This is a genomic window from Actinoplanes solisilvae (assembly GCF_003999975.1).
Taxonomy (GTDB): domain Bacteria; phylum Actinomycetota; class Actinomycetes; order Mycobacteriales; family Micromonosporaceae; genus Actinoplanes; species Actinoplanes solisilvae.
The window spans coordinates 44,572-66,181 of sequence record NZ_RJAC01000026.1; the positions used below are offsets into that span (position 1 = coordinate 44,572).

The 21,610-nt window shown below is 70.7% G+C and carries 20 protein-coding genes; 12 read left to right on the top strand and 8 right to left on the bottom strand.

From position 1 onward, the window contains the following. Positions 1–259 precede the first annotated feature (259 nt). A complete protein-coding gene (locus tag EER30_RS39035; RefSeq protein WP_127506539.1) occupies positions 260–583 on the bottom strand; it encodes a DUF3817 domain-containing protein in 324 nt (107 codons plus the stop codon). A gap of 111 nt (positions 584–694) precedes the next feature. Continuing rightward, positions 695–1,792 carry a ScyD/ScyE family protein gene (locus EER30_RS39040; protein ID WP_164842645.1) on the bottom strand — a complete coding sequence of 366 codons (1,098 nt, stop codon included), beginning with the start codon at positions 1,790–1,792 and terminating at the stop codon, positions 695–697. A 254-nt stretch (positions 1,793–2,046) separates the two neighbouring features. Here EER30_RS39040 and EER30_RS39045 point away from each other — a divergent pair, with 254 nt between their 5' ends. Then, positions 2,047–2,481 (top strand): hypothetical protein, encoded by a 435-nt coding sequence (locus tag EER30_RS39045; RefSeq protein ID WP_205650608.1) that lies wholly within the window; start codon positions 2,047–2,049, stop codon positions 2,479–2,481. Between the two features lie 48 nt (positions 2,482–2,529). On the opposite strand, the gene EER30_RS39050 is transcribed toward EER30_RS39045, so the two are convergent. After that, on the bottom strand, positions 2,530–3,306 hold the full coding sequence (locus EER30_RS39050) for an MBL fold metallo-hydrolase (RefSeq protein ID WP_127506543.1): 777 nt from the start codon (positions 3,304–3,306) through the stop codon (positions 2,530–2,532). Positions 3,307–3,390: 84 nt separating this feature from the next. On the opposite strand from EER30_RS39050, the gene EER30_RS39055 reads away from it, so the two are divergent. The 3 genes from EER30_RS39055 (at position 3,391) to EER30_RS39065 (ending at position 6,238) form a co-directional block, all read left to right on the top strand. Then, on the top strand, positions 3,391–4,119 hold the full coding sequence (locus EER30_RS39055) for a hypothetical protein (RefSeq protein WP_127506545.1): 729 nt from the start codon (positions 3,391–3,393) through the stop codon (positions 4,117–4,119). 398 nt (positions 4,120–4,517) lie between these two features. Continuing rightward, positions 4,518–5,393, top strand: coding sequence for a Sco1979 family transcriptional regulator (locus EER30_RS39060; RefSeq protein ID WP_127506547.1), 876 nt, complete (start codon positions 4,518–4,520; stop codon positions 5,391–5,393). A 53-nt stretch (positions 5,394–5,446) separates the two neighbouring features. Next, the gene (locus EER30_RS39065; RefSeq protein ID WP_127506549.1) at positions 5,447–6,238 is read left to right on the top strand and encodes an SAM-dependent methyltransferase; all 792 of its coding nucleotides are present in this window, start codon (positions 5,447–5,449) and stop codon (positions 6,236–6,238) included. A gap of 170 nt (positions 6,239–6,408) precedes the next feature. Here the strand turns inward: EER30_RS39065 and EER30_RS39070 are convergent, their stop codons facing one another. Together EER30_RS39070 and EER30_RS39075 are read right to left on the bottom strand one after the other, a co-directional pair. Then, on the bottom strand, positions 6,409–7,038 hold the full coding sequence (locus tag EER30_RS39070; protein ID WP_127506551.1) for a CPBP family intramembrane glutamic endopeptidase: 630 nt from the start codon (positions 7,036–7,038) through the stop codon (positions 6,409–6,411). A 38-nt stretch (positions 7,039–7,076) separates the two neighbouring features. Next, entirely contained in the window at positions 7,077–7,826 is a 750-nt protein-coding gene (locus tag EER30_RS39075; protein ID WP_127506553.1) for an SAM-dependent methyltransferase, read from the bottom strand. 62 nt (positions 7,827–7,888) lie between these two features. Here EER30_RS39075 and EER30_RS39080 point away from each other — a divergent pair, with 62 nt between their 5' ends. From EER30_RS39080 to EER30_RS39095, 4 genes are all read left to right on the top strand, one after another. After that, positions 7,889–8,524 (top strand): TetR/AcrR family transcriptional regulator, encoded by a 636-nt coding sequence (locus EER30_RS39080; protein ID WP_127506555.1) that lies wholly within the window; start codon positions 7,889–7,891, stop codon positions 8,522–8,524. Then, a complete protein-coding gene (locus EER30_RS39085; protein ID WP_127506557.1) occupies positions 8,521–8,958 on the top strand; it encodes an acyl-CoA thioesterase in 438 nt (145 codons plus the stop codon). Before EER30_RS39080 ends, EER30_RS39085 begins: the two co-directional genes overlap by 4 nt. A 175-nt stretch (positions 8,959–9,133) precedes the next feature. Next, positions 9,134–9,973 carry a methylenetetrahydrofolate reductase gene (locus EER30_RS39090; RefSeq protein ID WP_205650609.1) on the top strand — a complete coding sequence of 280 codons (840 nt, stop codon included), beginning with the start codon at positions 9,134–9,136 and terminating at the stop codon, positions 9,971–9,973. Positions 9,974–10,060: 87 nt separating this feature from the next. Then, positions 10,061–11,725, top strand: a complete 1,665-nt coding sequence (locus tag EER30_RS39095) for a glycoside hydrolase family 43 protein (RefSeq protein ID WP_127506559.1) — start codon at positions 10,061–10,063, stop codon at positions 11,723–11,725. Between the two features lie 311 nt (positions 11,726–12,036). Here the strand turns inward: EER30_RS39095 and EER30_RS39100 are convergent, their stop codons facing one another. After that, entirely contained in the window at positions 12,037–13,377 is a 1,341-nt protein-coding gene (locus EER30_RS39100; protein WP_127506561.1) for a cellulase family glycosylhydrolase, read from the bottom strand. A gap of 214 nt (positions 13,378–13,591) precedes the next feature. Here EER30_RS39100 and EER30_RS39105 point away from each other — a divergent pair, with 214 nt between their 5' ends. From EER30_RS39105 to EER30_RS39115, 3 genes are all read left to right on the top strand, one after another. Continuing rightward, positions 13,592–13,975, top strand: a complete 384-nt coding sequence (locus EER30_RS39105) for a DUF3311 domain-containing protein (protein WP_127506562.1) — start codon at positions 13,592–13,594, stop codon at positions 13,973–13,975. Continuing rightward, positions 13,972–15,675 (top strand): sodium:solute symporter family protein, encoded by a 1,704-nt coding sequence (locus EER30_RS39110; protein ID WP_127506564.1) that lies wholly within the window; start codon positions 13,972–13,974, stop codon positions 15,673–15,675. Before EER30_RS39105 ends, EER30_RS39110 begins: the two co-directional genes overlap by 4 nt. A 118-nt stretch (positions 15,676–15,793) precedes the next feature. Continuing rightward, on the top strand, positions 15,794–16,312 hold the full coding sequence (locus EER30_RS39115) for a hypothetical protein (RefSeq protein ID WP_127506565.1): 519 nt from the start codon (positions 15,794–15,796) through the stop codon (positions 16,310–16,312). Between the two features lie 44 nt (positions 16,313–16,356). Here the strand turns inward: EER30_RS39115 and pip are convergent, their stop codons facing one another. Both pip and EER30_RS39130 read right to left on the bottom strand, forming a co-directional pair. Further along, a complete protein-coding gene (gene pip, locus EER30_RS39120; protein WP_127506567.1) occupies positions 16,357–17,313 on the bottom strand; it encodes a prolyl aminopeptidase in 957 nt (318 codons plus the stop codon). Between the two features lie 257 nt (positions 17,314–17,570). Continuing rightward, the gene (locus EER30_RS39130; protein ID WP_127506571.1) at positions 17,571–18,698 is read right to left on the bottom strand and encodes an AI-2E family transporter; all 1,128 of its coding nucleotides are present in this window, start codon (positions 18,696–18,698) and stop codon (positions 17,571–17,573) included. Between the two features lie 64 nt (positions 18,699–18,762). Here EER30_RS39130 and EER30_RS39135 point away from each other — a divergent pair, with 64 nt between their 5' ends. After that, entirely contained in the window at positions 18,763–21,609 is a 2,847-nt protein-coding gene (locus EER30_RS39135) for an ATP-binding protein (protein ID WP_164842646.1), read from the top strand. Position 21,610: the final 1 nt, after the last annotated feature.

Here is a 21,610-nt window from a genome sequence, read left to right on the forward strand (position 1 = left end):
CCACGAGCGGGGCCGACGAATCGAGCAATCTCGGATATGCACCCCCGATAACGGCATATCCGTCATGGAATTCCATGAGGTCAAGCTCCGTCGATCCGGCTCGTGGCCGACCGGCGGAATGACCATCGCTGGCGGGTGGCGGCGGGGACAACACGTTTAATGCGTCCCTGAAACGTTACGACCGGGTTCATCCGAACGGACGAACCCGGTCGTGCGATCAGCCCGGAAAGGACATTCCCGAAATATGCTGACGGTTCATTCAGGCGGCCGGTTCGAGAACCTTTTCGTTCCCGGCCGGGCGGCGGCCGGCCACCCAGCGCTCGAAGATCAGCGTCGTGAACGGCGGGATGGCCGCGGACAGGCCGACCAACACGCGCAGAACCGACCAACGCTCCTTGAAGCCCAGCCACAGAACAGAGACGACGTACGTCACGAAGAGCGCGCCGTGAATCGGGCCGAAGATCGAAACGCCCAGGTCGGTGACCTCGGCGACCCGCTTGAGGTACATGCCGACGAGCAGGCCCGCCCACGAGAACGCCTCGGCCACAGCCGTGATGCGGAAGATGCGGTACGGCTGCGACACGGTGCTGCTCCCTGATCCGTTGGACTCGACGGCGTCCGATCGTATTCGGTCGTCCTGAGAACAGGCGAACGCCGGGGGTGACCTGGTCACCCCCGGCGCTGTCGATCACCGTCAGCGGAACGCCGACGAGTTCACCTGGACCACCTTCCCGGCCGCCTTGACGCCGAACATGCCGGCGAGGCTTCCCGAGGTCGAGTAGAGCTTGCCGTCCTTGAAATCGATGCCGGTCGGCGTGGCCACGGCGGCGTGCGTGACCTTGCCGTGGTCGATGCGGGTCAACCGGCCGATCTTGGACGGGTCGAGGTTCGCCGGCGGCGGGCCGGCGGGCAGGCCGAACAGCACCTCGGAGGCGAAGATCGTGCCGTGGTCGCTGACCGCGACACCGGTGAGCGAGGTGAAACCGGTCCACTTGTGCTGCACCTTGCCGCTGCGGCCGTCCAGCTTGTAGATCACCGAAGCGCCCGGCTTCTCGGCGCCGAGGGTCGAGACATAGACGCTGTTGCCGCGGGCGAAGACGCCGGTCGGCACCGGGTCGCAGCCGACCGTGCCCGGGTTGGCCTGAGCACCCTTGGCCAGACATTCCTTCGTACGCGGGTTCGACGGCACGAAGAAGGTCGACACCTTGCCGGTGTGCGGGTCGACCCGCAGCACGTCGTTCGCCCCGCCGTCGGCGACCAGAAGGCCCCATTTCGTGGCGATCATGCTGAACGGGTTGGAAAGCGCGTCGAACGGCTTTCCGGCCGCGTCGAACTGCTTCTGACCGTCCGGATTGTGTTTCAGCTCATACTTTTCCAGGTTGGCCAGAACGCGAATGTTCTTACCATTCCAGTCGGCCACGATGAGCGATGACGGTGGATATTTCGAGGGCGGCGTCGGGCCCATCTCGTTCGGCCCGCCCCGCACCGCGAAGATCTTTCCGCCCCAGGCCGCGACGCCCGCCACGCCGGGAATCCCGGAGATCAAGGTGGTCTTCGCACCGGTTTTCAGATTGATCGCGGTGACCTTGCCACTGCCCGATTCGGCGACCAGAGCAGCATGCGAGTTCAGCACGTCCAGGCCGAACGGGCCCTCCAGCTTGTCGGCGACGGTCCTGATCGCGGGCGTGTCGCCGCGGTGGGCAGCGCCGGCGAAGGCCGGGACGCCCGCGACCACCGTGAGTGCGCCCGCCCCCGCGGCCGCAACCATTTTGAAGGCTAACGTGAATCTCATCCTGTCCCCCCGACAGAAACGTTGGTCGGCTCTTTCCCGCCTCCCCGAAGCGAGATCCCCAATAAGCCGAAGAGGTGTCAGCAATCCCCAACCTAGGTAATGCGATGAGGGGGCGGCAACCATCCTTTCGGCCAGCGCATCCAGAAATCGGCCGCCCAATTAAGGGACCATTACGGGCCCGTAAACAATGATCAATTACGGTCGAGTGTGCCATCTTTGCGCGCAGACGTGAGGGCGGTTCTACAGTCGAGGGCATGGAGTTGCGGTGGTGGTCGATCGAGGTCCTCGACGGGCCCCGCGGCACCGCGCGCGCCTGGAGCGACTCGCTCGGCAACGCGCTCACCGAGGCGGCGGTCACCCACGGGGCCTACCGCTGGGAGCGGCACACCCACACGTGGGGTGTCCTGTTCGAGATCGCTTTCCGCACCGACGAGGCGTGGGAGGCCTTCCGGGGCCTGCCGGTGGTGACCGCGGCGCTCGACGCGGTGCCCGATCCGGCCTACGGATTCTTCGTCTACCAGGGGCGCGGCGGCAGCGGCGGGAAGACCCATCCACGCCGGCCGCACCCGATCGCCGGCGGCGGCTCGGCCGAGGTCCCGATCCCCGACGTCCGCGAGTTCATCCTGCTCGGCGGTTCCGGCGCCTGGGAGCCCGATACCACCCCCGCCTGGGTGCGCCAGCCTTCCTGATCACCGCCCGGCCCGATCACCGCCCGGCCCGATCACCGCCCGGCCCGATCACCGCCCGGCCTGGTCGCCGCCCGTGCTCGTGTCAGGGCCGCTCTCGGCGCTCGGGCCACTTCCCGCGTCGGGCCCGCTTTCACCGGCGCCGGCGCCCGGCAGGCTCCGGGCGTACGCCCGGAAGCTCTCCACCGCCCGCCCCGAAACCGCGCGCCCGTGCCCGAAGACGGCGTGCTCGAACTCGTAGCCGGCCAGCTTGGCCAAGCTGCGCGACTGCTCCGCCGGATCGACCGACGCCTGGGTCGGCCCCGAGGTGACCTTGCCGTCGCGCGTGCTCGACGCAGTGTCGCCCGCGAAGAGCACCCCGCCGTCGCGGTCGAGCAGGAAAGAAACGTGTCCTCGCGTGTGCCCCGGGGTGTGCACGGCCGTGAAACCGGGCAGCGGCGTCGACTCGGCCCCCGTGATCACCTTGTCGAGCTTGGTCGGCTCGGGCCGCCCGATGAGCCGTACCGCGAATTTGGCCAGGCCTTTCGGCTCGACCGGCTCGTTCACGCCGGTGATGCCCATCGCGTCGGCCGCGTGCGCGAAAACCCGGGCCCCCGAACGCCGGCGCACGTCGGCCACGTTGCCGATGTGATCGAAGTGGTTGTGGGTCAGCAGCACGGCGGTCACGTCGCCGATCTGTTTGCCGAGGTCACGCAGGGCCCGGTCGATCCGCTTGGCGTTGCGGGGCAGGCCGGTGTCGACGAGGACCACCCCATCGTCCGTCACGACCAGGTGCATGTTGACGAACCCCAGGCTGAGTTCGAAGACGCCGTCCACCACTTCGCGCACGGGCTCATTCTGCCAGTCCGCCTTCCCGGGCGAACTTTCCGTATAACTGCACCATTGGGGTTTTTGCCCGTTTACCCTCCCCGCATGGATCGTAGAACTTTGCTGGTCGCGGGCGGGGCGGCTGCCGTCCTCGGCCTGACCGGGACCCCCGCGCGTGCCGCCGCCCGCCTGCCGATCTTCGAGTGGGCCCGCCCCGGTGGCTTCTTCTTCCCGGGCGAGGGCGTGCTCGACCCGCCACCGCTCGCCGTCTACGACGACAACACCGGTTTCGCCGACGCCACCGCGAGCCTGCCCCTGCGCCCCCGCCGGGTCGAATCGCTGCGCGCCCACGCCGAGGCCGTGCTGTCCGACCCGCGCAACACTCGGCGCGACCCCGACAAGCCGGCCCGTGACCGACCCCAAGACCTTCTGCGCGTACGCCGTGAGGACGGCACCTATGTCACCGCGGAGCTCGACGCCTGGGGTGACTGCGACCCCGATCACGCCTTCCCGGCCGCGCTCCACAGGCTGGCCGACGACGTCCAGGACGTGCGGCGGACGATCCTGCGCGGCGGCGAGCCCTGGCGACCCAGTGCCGTGCTGCTGGCCGCCGTACGCCTCGACTTCGAACCCGACGACGCGCGCCCCTGGCCCGCCGGCGTGCCCAAGCCGGACACCAGCCGCCTCTACGCCGAGCGCCGCCTGCGGGGCGAGCAGGCTCGGACCGTACGCCGGAAAATGCCTTTGACCGGGGAAAAGGTGTGGCCCGGCTATCGGCTGACGCCCGCGGAGTACACGGCGGCGACGTGGCGGCACCTTCTGCCGCACGAGTGATCACCATCGGCGGCCCGCGACATTTGCGGGTTGTGCAGGGCCTACCTTGAGCCGCGCTCAGCCGGAGGCCAGTCCCCGGTTCTCCACCGCCCTGAACAATCCCCATCAACCGAATCGGTAGAAGAATCAGCCGGAGAGTAGGCGTGGATCACCACCGGGTGCGGTACTGTCCGTGCCCGGCGCCGGTGCGCCGATCACGTCGTATCCACACTGGACGCTGGGGTCCACCGAGGTGAGGATGGTCGCGCGTGGCTGGGAAGTCGTCCAGGCTGGACAGGGACGTGTTTGCCGTGGTGACGTTGACCCGGGGGCGTTTCGACGGGCCGGGGAGCAGGCGATACTGTGCCGTCGGGCGCGAGCTCTAGCACGGGCACTCAGACTTCGATGATAAGAGCGAAATGATCGGGCGTGGGGACAGCGGCGGCTCGACCGTGCGCCGCTTGCAGCTCGGCGGACGCCTGCGCGAGCTGCGCCTGAAGGCGGGCGTGAGCCGTGAGGCCGCCGGCTACCGCATCCGCGCGTCCGAATCCAAGATCAGCCGGATGGAGCTGGGCCGCGTCGGTTTCAAGGCGCGCGACGTCTCCGACCTGCTGGTCCTCTACGGCGTCGACGACCCCGAGGAGCACGACCGCCTCCTCGAGCTGACCAAGGCGGCCAACTCGCCGAGCTGGTGGCACACGTACGGCGATGTGCTCGAGAGCTGGTTCCACAGCTACCTCGACCTCGAGCAGGCGGCCGAGCTGATCCGCACGTACGAGATCCAGTTCGTGCCCGGACTGCTGCAGACCGAGGCGTACGCGAGTGCGGTGATCCGTCTGTCGCACAACGACCCCGACCGGCACGAGATCGAACGCCTCGCCAAGCTGCGCATGACCCGCAAGGAACTGCTGACCCGCCCCGACTCCCCCACGTTCTGGGCGGTGCTCGACGAGGCCGTGCTGCGGCGCCTGATCGGCGGGCGTGACGTGCTGCGCGAACAGATCGTGGCGTTGCTCGACGCGTGCGAGAACCCGAACATCCGCCTGCAGGTGATCCCGTTCGACTCGGGTGGGCACGCGGCGGCCGGCGGGGCCTTCAGCATCCTGCGGTTCCCGCACGAGGAACTCGACGACGTCGTCTACATCGAGCACCTCACCAGCGCCCTCTACCTCGACAAACCCGACGAGGTGGACGCCTACGCGGCGGCGTTCGGGCGGCTCATCATCGAGGCCGCACCCCCGGCGCGCACCCCCGACATATTGAAGGCCGTGCTCGTCGACCTGGACGGTACTTAAATATCCACAATGGGGTGTTGCGCCGACCTCCCCGGGCCAGTAGAAACTTCCCCATGACGGACCAAGAGGCCCCCGCCGAACTGCAGCCCGACGTGCCGCACGCGGCACGCATGTGGAACTACTGGATGGGCGGCAAGGACAACTTCGCCGCCGACCGTGCCGCCGGTGACGCCGTGGCCCAGGTCTACCCCGAGATCGTGGTGATGGCGCGCCAGTCGCGCAAGTTCCTCATCCGGGTGGTCCGTCATCTCACGGCCGAGCTGGGCGTCCGCCAGTTCCTCGACATCGGCACCGGCCTGCCCACCATGCAGAACACGCACGAGGTAGCCCAGGGCATCGCCCCCGACTCGCGCATCGTCTACGTCGACAACGACCCGATGGTGCTGGCCTACGCGCGGGCCCTGCTGGTCGGCACGACGACCGAGGGCGTCACGACGTACGTCCACGCCGACTACCACGACCCCGAGAAGATCCTCGCCGAGGCGGTCGAGGCGCTCAACTTCGACGAGCCGATCGCGGTCATGTTCATGGGCGTGATGGGCTACGAGCCCGACCTCGCGGTCATCCGCTCGATCGTCGACACCGTGATGGCCCGCGTGCCGTCGGGCAGCTACCTGGTCTTCTGGGACGGCACCGACACTTCCCAGGCGGTCGTCGAGGGCGCCCAGAAGCTGGCCGACAGCGGCGGCGTGCCCTACATGCTGCGCAGCCCCGCCGAGCTGGCGACGGTCTTCGAGGGCCTGGAACTGGTCGAGCCCGGCCTGACCCAGATCAGCTCGTGGCGCCCCGACGGCGACGGCATCGAGTCCATCGAGGCCTACGGCGCGGTCGGCCGCAAGCCCTAACCACACCCGGACACGGAACGGTCGGTCGCCCCTCCCCCGAGGGCGACCGGCCGTTTCCGTCTCCGCCGGCGTCCGGGTATTCCCTCGCCCGAGAAGCCGCTGCTCCGCGCCCCTTGTGCTCCCTCCCGCTACCGCCCCTCCGCGCCCCTTCAAGCCTCCCGCTCATTCCCTCACTCCCCCGTACCCGGCTTTCCTTGAGCGCGGTGAACGGCGGCGACGGCCAGGACCCCGAAGGCGTTGGCAGCCCAGTGAACGGCGAACGGGACCAGCAGGCCACCGCCGGCCCGGCACAGCACGGCCAGGACAAATCCGGCGGCCGCGGTGAAGACGACCGTGCCGATCACCACGACGGGGCGCTCGCGCTGGTGCGGGAGGTGCCAGAGGCCGAAGAGGACCGCTGTCCCGCCGGTGGCCCAGGCCGGACCCGCGTCGGCGGCGATCGCGGCCCAGAGCACACCACGGAACGCGACCTCCTCGAACGTGACCGTCGCCAGCGGAATGTCGATCAGCGCCGTGCGCCACGGGCGGGGTGATGGGGTGGCCGTGCGCCGGGTTCGAGGGAACGTCAGGACCAGGGCGTAGAACGCAGCCAGTGTGAGGACGCCTCCCAGGGCGTACAGGATGGTGGTCGTTGTGGGTGGGGTCAGGCCGATCTCGGAGACGGCCAGGCCGGCCGCCCACGCAAGGAGTAACAGCGCGGCGGCGGCGAGCGGGCCGGTGATCGGCTGGGCGGTGCGGGGGCCGCGATAGTTCCACAGGCGCACGCCGACGAGCGCGAGAACGACCGCGGCCGTCAGCATCGCGCTCCTCCCCCGATGGATCCGCAGCGCGGGCTTTGTCAGGGGGCCTCGGGGCGCAGGACGAGGGTGGCGAAGCCGAGGATGTTCCGGTAGCCGCTCAGCCAATGCGTGCGATGTGTGCGGGCGACGACGGCTGCCTCGGGCGCGTCGGGGTGGCCGGGGTTGTCGAGGGCCCATTCGAGCAGGGAGCCGGTCCAGGACCACTCGTAGTCGTCCCACTCGGCGGCGTCGCTCACGTGGGCGTAGATCGGATGCCAGCCGGCCGCGGCGGCGGTGTCGATCAAGGATGGCAGGTCGTCGTAGTCGGTGGGTTTGGCGTCGAGGGCGGCCAGCGCCGCCGGAGTGGGCGGTGATTCCCAGAAGCGTTCGCCGACGATCAGGATGCCGTGGGCGTTGACGTGCCGGCCGGCGAGCTCGAGCGTCTCGATGAACCCACCCAGGACGTGGGTTGAACCGACGCAGAGCACCAGGTCGTAGTCGCCGTCGGGCACGTAGGTGCGGGCGTCGCGTTCGTGCAGGGTCAGGCGGTCGGCGAGGTCACGCAGGGTCGCGGCCGCCTCGGCCCGTTCCAGGGCGTAGGGGCTGAGGTCCACCCCGTCGGCCTGACCGTCGGGGCTGTGGGCCAGCGCCTGCATCGCCCAGGCGGCCTGTCCACAGCCCAGGTCGAGGATGCGGGCGGCGGGGCCGCGGGCCGCGCGGCGCAGCAGCTTGTTCACGTTGACACCCGCGACGGGGGCGGCGATCGGGTGATGAGCGTGCGCGATCGCGCTGACACGTTGACGGTCCACGTGTTCCAGTCAACACGACATCTATATTTACGAACGGTCGGTCGTTTTGTAGGGTCGGGGGCATGGCGCCCGACGGCAGGTTGATGCGAGGTGAGCGAACGCGCACCGCCGTGCTCGATCAGGCCCTGCTGCTGACCACCGTGGCCGGGCTCGACGGGCTGTCCCTCGGCCAGGTCGCCGATGCCCTCGGGGTCAGCAAATCGGGGCTGTTCGCGCACTGGCGGTCGAAGGAAGCGCTTCAACTGGCGGTGATCGACCATGCCCGCGCGCAATGGATCGACCAGGTAATCACTCCTTCCCTGGAAGCACCGCGCGGCCTGCGCCGACTGTGGGCGGCGCACCAGCGGCGGCTCGAGTTCTACGAGGCCGAAGTGCTGCCCGGCGGCTGCTTCTTCGCGAACGCGCATTTCGAGTTCAACGCCCGCCCGGGTGTCGTGCGCGAGCGCCTCGCCGTCGAGCTGGCCGACTGGATGGGCTTCCTGACCGGCCTGGCCACCGACGCCGTGGCCAACGGCGAGCTGATCCCGGGCACCGACCCGGGCGGCATCGCGTACGTGACCGAGTCTTTCGGGGTGTGCGCGGTGATGCAGGCGCCGGTGCTCGGCGCCGGCGAGACGTTCCGGCACGCCCGCCGAGCTCTGCTCGATCATCTTCGAGCTGTGTCCACCGACCCGACGATCCTTCCGGAGCAACCATGACCACCGCTGTCCACATCTACGGCGCCGTCGTCGCCCAGCCGGTGAATTTCGACGACCTCGACGCGATGGGCGTTCTCCACAACTCGCGCTACGCCAACCTTGTGGAAAGGGCCACGATCGTCTGGTGGGCCGAGCGCGGCGTGACGTTCGCCGGTGGCCGCCCCACGACGCCCGACGCGTTCAACGTGGTCCGCGAATACCAGATCACCTTCCACCGCCCGATCAACAGCACGGGCGAGGTCCACGTCCGCTTCTGGCTCGACCGCCTCGGCACGACCAGCGCGGAGTACGGCTTCCAGGTGACCTCGGCCGACGGCGAGACCGTCCACGCCGAGGGCCGCCGCGTGAACGTCCGCCTCGACCCGGCCACGATGCGCCCCGCCCCGTGGACCGAGCACGGCCGCACCCTGGCCGCCGAACTCCAGCGCCCCTGACCCGTCGTCCGCCCCGCGGCACGACGACGTGGGCTCGGGACTCCGCCCCGCCTGACCCCGCCCCGCCCACGTGGGAGAAGAGCCCAGCCCGCTGACGTGGGTGCGTGGGCGAACCATCGGCGGCCGGCGCCATGCTGCTTACGATCGAGGCTGGGCGCGGGCGGACGGGGGAACGATGGGCGGCGCGGCACGGAATCTGGCGACGCTGATGACCGGCGTCTCGCTCGAGATGACCGGCAAGGACGTTCCGGAACTGGCCGCCGCCCGCGAACTCCTCCCGGCCGGCACCCGGATCAACATCACGTCCCTCGCGACCGAAGACCTCAGCCTGCGCCTGGCAGCGGCGCGCGCGGTCAAGGCGTACGGGATGACGCCTGTCCCCCACCTCTCGGCGCGCAGGCTCACCTCGGTCGCCGAGCTCGACGAAACCCTCGCCGCCCTGCACACCATAGGAGCGTCCGAGAACATCTTCGTCGCCGGCGGCGACCCCGATCGCCCTCAGGGCCCGTTCCCCGACTCACTCTCGGTCATCACCTCGGGCCTTCTCGAGACCCATGTCGTACGCCGAGTGAGCATCACCGGCTATCCGGAGGGTCATCCCGGCATCCCCGACGACGCGCTGTGGCCCACCCTGACCAGCAAATTGGCCGCCCTTGAGGCCCGCGACCTGCACGCCGAGATCATCACCCAGTTCGGGTTCGACGCCGACCCCGTACTCGACTGGATCGCCGCCGTCCGCGAGCGCGGCATCACCGCCGGAATCCGTGTCGGCGTTCCCGGCCCGGCCGGCGTGAGTCGCCTCCTGCGTTACGCCACCCGCCTCGGCGTGGCCACCGGCACCGGTCTCGCCCGCCGTTTCGGCGCCGACCTGCTCGCGACCGCCGGCCCCGACCGTTTTCTCGAGGCCCTCGCCACCGACTACCACCCCGACCGCCACGGCCTCGTCGGGCTGCACTTCTACACGTTCGGCGGCCTGCGAGCCACGGCGCAGTGGATCACCGACACCGAGAAATGAAACCTCTCAAGGCTGGCATCACCGCGACCCGGAACTTGCGATAGAGTCCGGAACTTACGAGAAACGCGACGCCAGCAGGGGGCAACGATGACCAGTGCCGAGGCGACCACCCTCAGCACCGCCACCACCGACCGGCGGGCCATCCGCAACCCCGTGCTGCCCGGCTTCCACCCCGACCCGTCGATTCTGCGCGTGGGCAACGACTACTACATCGCCACCTCGACGTTCGAGTGGTACCCGGGCGTGCGCCTGCACCACTCCACCAACCTGGTCGACTGGACCCCGCTCGGCGGCGCGCTCAACGAGAAACGCCTGCTCGACCTGACCGGCACGGGCGACTCCAACGGCGTGTGGGCGCCCAACCTCTCCTACGCCCACGGCGAGTTCCATCTGCTCTACTCCGACGTCGCCACCTTCGCCGGCGGCTTCTGGGACCCGCAGAACTTCCTGGTCACCGGCCCCACCCCGACCGGCCCGTGGTCCGACCCGGTCGTGCTGCACGGCCGCGGCTTCGACGCCTCGCTCTTCCACGACGACGACGGCACCACCTGGATGCTGTCGATGGTCGCCGACTGGCGCCCCGGCCGGAACCGTTTCGGCGGCATCTCCATCCAGCAGTACGACCGTACGGCCCGGAAGCTCATCGGCGACGAGCACCTCATCTTCACCGGCACCGCCGCCGCCGTGACCGAGGCGCCCAACCTCTACCGCAAGGACGGCTGGTACTACCTGGTCACCGCCGAGGGCGGCACGAGCTGGGCCCACCAGGTGACGGTCGCCCGCTCCAGCCACCTGCTCGGCCCCTACCTGGCCGACCCGGCCGGCCCGCTGGTCACCTCGACCGGTCACCCCGAGCTCACGCTGCAGAAGGCCGGCCACGGCAGCCTCGTCGAGACCCCGGCCGGCCAGTGGTATCTGGCGCACCTCGTCGGCCGCCCCTACTCCCCGCTCGGCCGCTGCGTGCTGGGCCGCGAGTCCGCGATCCAGGAGGTCACCTGGACCGAGCAGGGCTGGCCCCGCATCGCCGACGGCCTGCCCGCCGACACCGTGCCCGCCCCGCTCGGCGCAGAGATCCCGGCGGCCGCGCCCGTCTCCTCCGAGCAGTCCGAGGACGACGACTTCACCGCCCCCACGCTGGGCGTCAACTGGTCGACCCTGCGCCGCCCGGCCACACCCGACTGGGTCTCGCTCACCGAACGCCCGTCGCACCTGCGCATCCACGGCGGCCTGTCCCCGCTGGGCCGTTTCAAGCCGAGCCTGGTCGCCCGCCGCGTGGTCGCCGCCGAGTGCGAGTTCGAGGCCACCATGGAGTTCGATCCCCGCAACTATCGGCAGCTGGCCGGCATCACCGCCTACTACAACACCCGAAACTGGTACTACCTGCACCTCACCGCCGACGACGACGGCACCCCGGTCCTAGACCTTCTGGCCTGCGACAACGGCCAGGTCCGCGTCATCCCCGGCGTCCGCACCCCCGTCCCCACCGCAGGCCCGGTCCGCCTCCGCACACGATTCAACGCCCAAGACCTGACCTTCGCGTACGCCCTCCCGGGCGAGACCTGGCACGACGCCGGCCCGACGCTGGATGCCACAACCCTCTCCGACGAGTACGCCGCCCAGGTGATCAACGGGGAGCCGGCCGCCTGGGGTTTCACCGGCGCGTTCGTCGGCCTGTGGGTGCAGGACCTGGGCCGAGAGGGCGCCTACGCCGACTTCGACCGCGCCACCTACCGCGCCACGAGAGGCCAATAGCCGCGGCGTGGTGGCCTCAGCCCGCACTAAAGAGCTTTCGCCGCGGAGGTCTGCCCTCAGCTACCCCGGGTCGGGCATCCGGCCCGGGTCGGGCATCCGGCCCGGGTATCAGGGACGGCGGCGAGCCAATCGGTCACCGCGACCGGCCGCGCTTCTGCGGCACCACGACGGCGGCCGGCCTGGATAGCCCGCGCGACCACCCAGTCACCGCGACCGGCCGTCACGGGTGAGATGGTCTCGGACCCGGGGCGAACGGCCGGCGGGCCTCAACGTTCGGGGCGGGCGACCCTCCAGGCCGCCCGCCCGCCAAATCAGGTCGCGGCGCAGGCCATCGCGGGGACGCTGTTGCTGCCGGTCCACGAGCCCAGGAAGCCGAACTGCGCGGTCGCACCCGCCCCCAGGCTGCCGTTGTAGCTGACGTTCCGGGCTGTCACGGCGGCGCCGCTGCTGGTCACGGTCGCGTTCCACGACTGGGTCACGGTCTGGCCGTTCGCGTAGGTCCACGTGACGGTCCAGCCTCGGATGGCGCTGCTGCCCGCGGTCACCTTCACGTCGGCCTGGAAGCCGCCGCCCCACTGGCCGGTCACCGCGTACGTGGCGGTGCAGCCGCGCGACCCGGACGGAGGCGGCGACGACGGCGGTGACGACGGGGGCGGTGATGAGGGCGGCTGCGACCCGCCGAAGATCGTGGCCTCCTGTGCGGTGGCCTTGAGCCCGTTCGGGCCGTTGACGATGCGCTGGCCCCATGTGGTCAGCTGGTTCGCGTCGAAGTTCGTGGTCATGTCGAGGATCGGGTCGGTGTTGCCCGACCAACTCCATCCCAGATAACCCAGGTTCCGGCGTTCGGCTTCCGACAGGATCGTCGCGTCGTCGACCTCGCCCGAGGCGAACTGCCAGCCGAACTCGCCGATGACCAGCGGCCAGCCCTTGCTCGCGAACGTGTCGAGATAGTTGATGATCGCGCTCGCCTGGTTGAAGACGGCGTACATGTGGATCGACAGCACCGTGTTCTTGCGGGTGTCGGCGTCCAGGATCGCCTGGCCGTTGTCGCGCATGACGTAGGTCCAGTCCTGACCCCAGTTCGGCGCGTCGACCATGAGCAGGTGCTCGAAGCCGTTGGAGCGCATCTTCTGGATCGCCGCGACGGTGGCCGCCGTCCACTGGCCCGGGTTCGTGTTGCCGATCGGCTCGTTGCCGATGTTGATGACGACGTAGTCCTCCTGGCCGGTCAGCACGCTTTTGAGCCCGATCCAATAGTTGGCCGCCTGATCCAGCGTGTACGCCGCGCTGTCCTCGCCGTACCCGGTGGTGTCGTGGTTCTCCAGCACGCAGATGAGCCGGTTCTGTTTACAGAGGGCGATCACGTTCGTGACGTCGGCGGCCGTGTTCGTGGTCCAGCGGCCACCGCTGAGCACGACGCGTACGGTGTTGGCGCCGGCCGCTTTGATGTCGGCGAACGAGGACGTGCGGTTCGCGTACCAGGCGTGCGGGTGGTTGACGCCGCGCATGACGAACGTCGAGCCGTTCCGTTCGACGATGTTGCGCCCGGCGATGTGCAGGCCCGTGGCGGCGTACGCCGGTCCGGTGAAGAACAGCACGGCGGCCGCGGCGGCGAGCAGCGCGGTGGCGAGGACAGTGAGTTTCCTCTTCATGACCTACCTCTGGGTGGGGCGTGATGATCCGCCAGCGCGCCCACTCATGTGCCGGGTGGCACACCGCGCCGTTCAGCCGACACCGTAGCCCGCCCGGCAATTGATGGCAATCAATGCCCGCGCGGGGTCCACATCGGCCGAACGGAGGATTCAGGTGATCTAGGTCACGTGCCAAGGTCCGTTGCGACCGAGTGATCACGCTCCGGAGGCGAGCATGGCGCACGCACCGTACGGGCCCCCCGAGTGGCCGCCCTCCCGCAATCGGTATGGGCGCGCGGCCGTCTATCCACCTACGACCCCGCCACCCTGGCCCGTCCCGGAGCCCGAGGCCCCTTCGAGGCGCCGCACGCCCGCCCGGCACCGCAGCGCCGAGTGGCCCACCGTCCGTGACCGCCGCCAGGTCCAGGTCGCCACCCGTGAGGACAAGAGCCGCTGGCACTGGCTGCTGATCGTCCCGATCGCGCTGCCGCTGATGCCGTTCCTCTACAACCGCATCGACCCGACCCTGCTGGGCCTGCCGTTCTTCTACTGGTGCCAGCTCGGCTTCGCGTTCCTGGCCAGCGGCGTCATCGCCTTCGTGCACCACAAGGTCCGATGAGCACGCAGCTCGCCGTCTTCCTGGCGGTCTTCGGCTCGGTCACGCTCATGGGCTTCGCCGCGGCCCGGTGGCGGCGGCCCGACTCCATCCACTCGCTCGAGGAGTGGGGGCTGGGTGGCCGGGCGTTCGGCAACTGGGTCACGTTCTTCCTGCTCAGCGGGGACGTCTACACGGCGTACACGTTCGTCGCCGTGCCGACCCTGGTCTACGGCATGGGTGCCACCGGGTTCTTTCCCGTGCCGTTCCTGGTCATCGTCTACCCGATGCTGTTCGTCGTGCTCGCCCGGTTCTGGTCGGTCTGCCATGTGCACGGTTTCGTCACGCCGGCCGAATTCGTACGCGCCCGCTTCGGCTCCCCGGGGCTCGGCACGGTGGTCGCCGTGCTCGGCATCGTCGCCACCATGCCGTACATCGCCCTGCAGTTGATCGGTATGGAGGCGGTCTTCGAGGTCATGGGCCTGCCCAAGGGCTGGCCGCTGACGCTGGCGTTCGTCGTGCTGGCGCTCTACACGTTCAACTCGGGGCTGCGCGGGCCCGCACTCGTCTCGATCGTCAAGGACGCGCTCATCCTCTGGGCCGTCCTGGCCGTGCTCATGATCGTGGCGATGACTCCCGGCCAGTGGGAGACGATCTTCAAAATCGCCGAGGACCGGTACGCCGTCACGCCGCGCACCGACGACGGCCTGCTGCTGCCCGTGCAGAGTCAGCTCAACTACGTCACGCTCGCGCTGGGCTCGGCCGTCGCACTGTTCCTCTACCCGCACACGCTGACCGGCGTGCTGGCCGCGCGCAACCGCGGCACCCTGCGACGCAACCTGGCGGTCCTGCCCGTTTATACGCTGACCCTGGGCGTACTCATGCTGGTGGGCTTCGCCGCCCTCTATGACGGGACGCAGCCGATCGGCGGGAACGCGAACACCGTCGTGCCGCAGTGGTTCAACGAGAACGCGCCCGCCTGGTGCGCCGGGCTGGCCTTCGCGGCGATCGGTGTCGGGGCGATGGTGCCCGCCGCGATCATGTCGATCGCCGCGGCCAACCTGTTCACCCGCGACATCTACCGCGTCTACCTGCGCCCCAGAGCAACAGCCAAAGAGGAGACGTACGTCAGCAAGTCGGTCTCGCTGACCGTCAAGTTCGGCGCCCTGCTCATCCTGCTGCTGCTCAACACCCAGTTCGCGATCGACCTGCAGCTCATCGGCGGCGTGCTCATCATGCAGACGCTGCCGGCGGTGGCTCTCGGGCTCTACACGAACTGGTTCCACCGGTGGGCTCTCGGGCTGGGCGTCGGCGCGGGCCTGGTCGTCGGCCTGTTCATGCTGTGGCAGGTGCCGAAACTGGGCGGCACGGACGGGCGGCAGGTGGTGCGCGAACACTTCGGCGGCTCGGCGTGGCCGCTCAACAACCTCGGGCTCGACAGCGACGCGACCATCTACGTCGGGATCGTCGCGCTGGCGGTGAACCTGCTGGTCGCGGCCGCGCTCACGCCGCTGCTGCGGGCAGCCGACGTGCGCGACGGGCGGGACGACACGCGCGAGCACGACTACGTGGCCGACGAAGGCGACCCCACCGTACGCCGGATGACCGAGATCCTGGACGGCGAGCCGGTGCCCACGTCGTTCTTCACGCCGGTCAGCCGTCCGACCCGATTCGAGAACGCCTCGGACGACGATCCGTCGCGGAGGGCGTACCCACGACTTTGATCACTCTGGGAACCTGACGGGGTGCTCCCGCGTGTATCGGACATGGTGTTGGTCAGGGCCGTCGTCGCCGAGCCCTTCGAGGCGTTCTACCGGGTTCACATCGAATCCAGTCGATCTGGTGGCCACCGCCGGCACGACCGTGTACCTCTGGCGCCCGCACGGCCTGGTCGCCTACGACCTGACCACCGGACTCGAACGCCTGGTCATCACGTCGCCGGTCGGCGAGGACATCCCCGACAACCCGGCCACCCTGCCCGTCGCGGCGGACGTGGCCGGGGATCGGCTCGTCGTCTCGCGGCCCGTAGCCTCGTGCCGGCCGATGCTGCTGAACCTGACGTCGTTGAGCGGCCTGCGTGATCTGCCGTTGACGGCCCTCGGCTGCACACAGGTGACCGGGCTGCGCCTGTCTCCGTCCGCCGGGCGCCTGGCCGTGTCCTACCGGACCGCGACCGGTTCCCGCGTGGCCGTGCTGGCCACCGAGGACGGCGCCGTCCTGGCCGACCGCGCCGTGGACACCGGCACGACAATCGCCCTGGCCTGGCCGGACGACCGCAACCTGAACGGCGCCGCCATCCACGAACCGGACGCGGCGAAACGGACCCCGTTCTTCCTGAAGACCTTCAGGGTGACGACGTAGGCAGCGCGAGACCCCACAGCCGTCCGGCCGCGCCGCCACCTGAGTCAGGGCCGGCCGAACCGGTCGAGGGCGTCGACCACCACGTCGCCGACGCCCCGGCCGGTGCCGTGGCCGGCCTCGTCGATCAGCTCGAGCCGCGCACCGGGCCACGCCCGCGACAGTCGCCACGGGATGTCGGCGGGGCTGCCCAGGTCGAGGCGGCCGTGCACGAGCACCCCGGGAATGCCGGCGAGGCGGTGCGCGCCGGCCATCAGCTCACCGTCGCCGAACCAGCCGTCGTGCGCCCAGTAGTGCGTGACCAGACGCGCGAACGTCAGACGGAACGCCGGATCGTCGTACCGCGGGTCGGGTCCGGCGCCGGGCACGTTCGAGACCAGGGCGTCCTCCCAGTCGCACCAGGCACGCGCGGCCCGGTCTCGCACGGCCTCGTCGGGGTCGGCCAGCAGCCGGGCGTAGGCGGCGGGCAGGTTGCCGTCGCGTTCGGCCGCTGGAACCGCGTCCCGGAACCTCTCCCACTGCTGCGGGAAGACCCGCCCGAGGTCGCGGGTGAGCCACCGGTGCTCGGCCGGGGTGCTGGTGACCACGCTGAACAGCACTAGCTCGGAAACCCGGCCCGGGTGAAGCTGGGCGTACGCGAGACCGAGCGCGCTGCCCCACGACCCGCCCAGCACCAGCCACCGCTCGATCCCCAGGTGCGCGCGCAGCCGCTCGATGTCGGCGAGCAGGTGCGGCGTGGTGTTGGTCGACAGGTCGGTGCGCACGTCACCCGCGTCCGGGGTGCTGCGCCCGCAGCCACGCTGGTCGAACAGGACCACCCGGTAGACCGCCGGGTCGAACAGCCGCCGCCACGACGCCCCGGCCCCCGAACCCGGTCCGCCGTGCAGCACCAGGGCCGGCTTTCCCCGCGGATTGCCGCAACTCTCCCAATGGACGCGGTGTCCGTCGCCGACGTCGAGCAGGCCGTACGCGAACGGTTCGATCTCGGGATACAGACGGCTCATCCCGACAATCCAACACCGTTCAACAGCCGACGCGGAAGGTGGCGTCCTGCCTGTCGGTGGTGGACGAGATCGGGTCGATTCTCAGGACGTAGCCGGATGCCGCCGCCCGTGCTGTACCGGTCGACGCAGACGCGCCACGAGCCGTCGGCGACGGCCGGAAGCAGTTGGCGCAGGTGGTGGGCGGGAGGGCGCGGAGCCGACGCCAGTTACGGCGATGGGGCGCGTCCCGAGAGACACGCCCCATCGTCAAGCCCTGCTCAGATCGTCGACGGCTCTCCCGGCTCGGGGTCGGATTCCGGTAATGGGTCGGGTTCCGGTTCGGGGTCGCTGAGCTGTTCTCGGATGTAGACGTAGACGACCGAGACCAGCGCGGCGACCGGCACCGCGAGAAGGCTGCCGACGATGCCGGCCAGGCTCGCGCCCAGGGTCACCGCGAGCAGCACCACCGCCGCGTGCAGGCCCAGCCCTCGGCTCTGCACGATCGGCTGGAAGACGTTCCCCTCGAGCTGCTGCACCAGGATGATGATGCCGAGCACGATCAGCGCGTCGACCCAGCCCTCGCTGACCAGGGCGATCAGCACCGCCACGAAGCCCGCGAAGAGCGCCCCGACGATCGGCACGAACGCGGTGACAAACGTCAGCACGGCCAGTGGCAGCACCAGCGGTACGCCGACGATCCACAGGCCGAGGCCGATGAAGACCGCGTCGAGCAGGCCGACGAAGGCCTGTGACCGCACGAACGAGCCGAGCGTGTTCCAGCTGCGGGCGGCCACCTCGGGCAGGTCGGTCGAGAGCCGGCCCGGGAGCTGACGCGACAGCCACGGCAGGAACCGCGGCCCGTCCTTGAGGAAGAAGAACATCAGGAACAACGCCAGCACCGTGGTCACCACGCCGTTGACGATCGTGTTGATGCCGGTCAGGGTGACGTTGACGATGCTGCCCGCGCTGCTCTGCACGCGCTGGATGGCCGAGTCGAGCGCGGCCGTGATGTCGTCGTCGCCGAAGTTCAGCGGCGGGCCGGCCGCCCATTCGCGCACGCTCTGGATGCCGGCGACCACCCGGTCGGCCAGCTCGCCCGACTGCGACGCGACCGGAACGGCGATGACCACGATGATGCCGGCCATCACGACCAGGAACAGTACGGTGACGACGCTGGCGGCCAGCGCCGGTGGCCAGCGCAGGCGGTTGCGCAGGAACCGGGTCACCGGCCAGGTCAGCGTCGTGAGCAGCAGCGCGACGACCAGGGGCCAGATCACCGACCAGGCGCGACCCATGAGCCAGAGCAGCACATAGGCCATGGCCAGCACGACGAGGGTCTGTGCCGAGAGGACGGCCGTGGTGCGTAAGGCGGTCCTCGACTTGACGGCGTTCAGTCTGGCGGGCATGCCGATCACCTTAGATAGGGTGCGCCCTTCGCGCTGGTCCGGCGCTCCGGGAAGAATGAGACCCATGCCGTACGGGGTTCTGGGTCCTACGCTCGGGGGCGGCGCTGTGGCGACCGGCGGCGCGCGGGTGCGTGCCCTGCTCGCCCGCCTGCTGCTCGACGCGGGCCGCATCGTGCCGCTCCCCCGGCTGATCGACGACCTCTACGGTGACACGCCGCCCGCGGGGGCCGTCAACGCGTTGCAGTCCAACGTCTCCCGGCTGCGGCGCGAGCTGCCCATCTCGTACGACGGCTCGGGTTATCGCCTCGACGTCGAGCCCGGCGAGGTCGACGTGCACCGCTTCACCCGGCTCGCGTCGTCGGGCCACGAGGCTCTTCGCGCTTCCTCGTACGCGACGGCGGCCGAGCTGCTGACCGAGGCGCTCTCGCTCTGGCGCGGAGAGGCCCTGGCCGACGTACGATCGGCGCCCTTCGCGCCCGCGGCGGCCGACCTCCTGTCGTCGCGGCGGCGCCAGGCCGTCGAGGGCCGTGTCGAGGCCGAGCTGCTGCTGCGGCCGTCCGGCGACGCGGTCGACGAGCTGCGGGCCCTGGTCGGCCAGGAACCGCTGCGCGAACACACGTGGGCGCTGCTGATGCGGGCCCTGGTCGCGGGCGGGCGACCGGCCGAGGCGCTGACGGCCTTCGAGCAGGCGCGCCGGATCCTCCGCGACGAGCTGGGCGCCGACCCGTCGGCCGAGCTGCGCGCGGTGCACGCGTCGGTCCTACGCGGCTCCCCCACCGTGCCCCGCCACCGGCTGCCCTCGCAGTTGACGAGCTTCGTCGGCCGCGACGACGAGCTGGCCCGGGTCTCGTCCGCGCTGGGCACGGCCCGGCTGGTGACGCTGGTCGGGGCCGGCGGGGCGGGCAAGACACGGTTGTCGCTCGAGGCGGCCGGGCGTTTCGAGGGCGACGCCTGCTTCGTCGAGCTGGCCGCCGGCACCGGGCCGGGCGACGTGCCGCGGGCGATGCTCGACGCGCTGGGCCTGCGCGACGGCGGCCTGCTGGGCGACCGGCTGGCCGGCCCCGCCGCGGCCGAGCGGCTGGTGGCGGCGCTGTCCACGCGGGAGCTGCTGCTCGTTCTCGACAACTGCGAGCACGTGGTCGCCGCGGTCGCCGCGCTGGCCGGGCTGCTGCTGACGGCGTGTCCCGGCCTGCGGGTGCTGGCCACCAGCCGGGAACCGCTCGGGGTCACCGGCGAGGTGCGGGTGCCGGTCGGCGGGCTGCCGGCCGAGGCCGCCGTGCGGCTGTTCGCCGAGCGGGCGGCCGACGTGCTGCCCGGGTTCACGCTGACCGGCGACGACGAGGTCGCCGCGCGCCGCATCGTGCGCACGCTCGACGGTCTGCCGCTGGCGGTCGAGCTGGCCGCGGCCCGCTTGCCGGTGCTGCCGGTCGGCGAACTGGCCCGGCGGGTCGACGACCGGTTCCGGGTGCTGTCGCGCGGCAGCAGCACGGCCGCCGAACGGCACCGCACGCTGCGGGCCGTCGTGGCGTGGAGCTGGGACCTGCTCACCGCCGAGGAACGCACCCTCGCCGCCCGGTTCACGGTCTTCCGCGGCAGCGCCGGCCTCGACGCGATCGAGCAGCTCGGCGGCCTGGGCACCGCGACCCTCGACGTGCTCGACGGCTTGGTCACGAAGTCGCTGATCGAGCGGGACGGCACCCGCTACCGCATGCTCGCCACGATCAAGGCCTTCTGCGCCGAGCAGCTCTCCGCGCGTGACGACGTGCTTCAGGCCCATGCGGCGTACTTCCTGGCCCTGGCTCAGGATGCCGACGCTCACCTGCGCGGCCCCGAGCAGCTCGACTGGCTCGCCCGTCTCGACGCCGACCGCGACAACCTGCACGCCGCGCTGCGCCACGGCTCCGACGAGGTCGCGCTGCGCCTGGTCGCGGCGCTGTCGTTCTACTGGTGGCTGCGCGGCGCGCGCAGCGAGGCGTCGGCGCTCGCCCAGGAACTGCTCGACCGCGTCGGCCCCGAGGCCCCGCCCGGCCTGGCCGAGGAGTTCGTGCTGACCCGCCTGAACGCCGCGCTGTCGGGTGATCCGTTGCGCGCGGGCGAGCACCCCACCGGTTACCTCGAGACCCTGACCCACCCGCCCCGCCAGCCGTTCCTGCTCTACCTGTCGGCCTTCGCGGCCGGCCCTCCGGTCGAGGGTGAGGAGGAACTGCTCGACCTGCACAGCGCGCTGCGCTCGCGCCTGCGCGCCGACCCGTGGAGCGAGGCGCTGGCCACCATCGGCAGCGGCTGGATCGCGGTGTTCCGCGGCGACCGTGCCCACGCCAGCGTCGAGTTCGAGCGGGGCCTGGCCGGCTTCGGCGCCCTGGGCGAGCGCTGGGGCACGATGCTGGCCCGCTCCGGCCTGGCCGAGCTGGCCACGTTGAACGAGGACCACAAGGCCGCCCGCCCGCACATGGACGAGGCCCTGCGCCTGGCGGTCGAGCTGCGTTCCCAGGTCGACCTGGCCGACCTGCACCGCTCCCGCGGCGACGCCCGCATGCTCAGCGGCGACGCGGCCGGGGCGGCCGAGGATTTCGCCCTGTCCGTCTCGCTGTCGGCCGAGAGCGGCGCTCCGGAGCTGCTGGCGTCCTCCCGCCACGGTCTGGGCCGGCTGGCCCTGCGCCGCGGTGACGTCCACGAGGCCCGCGCCCTCTGCCTGCTGGCCCTGGCCGAGTGCCCCACCGGCTGGTACACGGCCGACGGCACCCGCCTGACCATCTATGTGACCCTGGGCCGGGTGGCCGAGGCATCCGGAGACCCGGCCGAGGCGGCCCACTGGTATCGCCAGGTGACCCCCGACATTCCCGGGCCCGACGCCGCCCAGGCGGTGGCCCAGGCCGAAGCCGCCCTGGCCGGCCTGCGCACCGAGCGCTGAC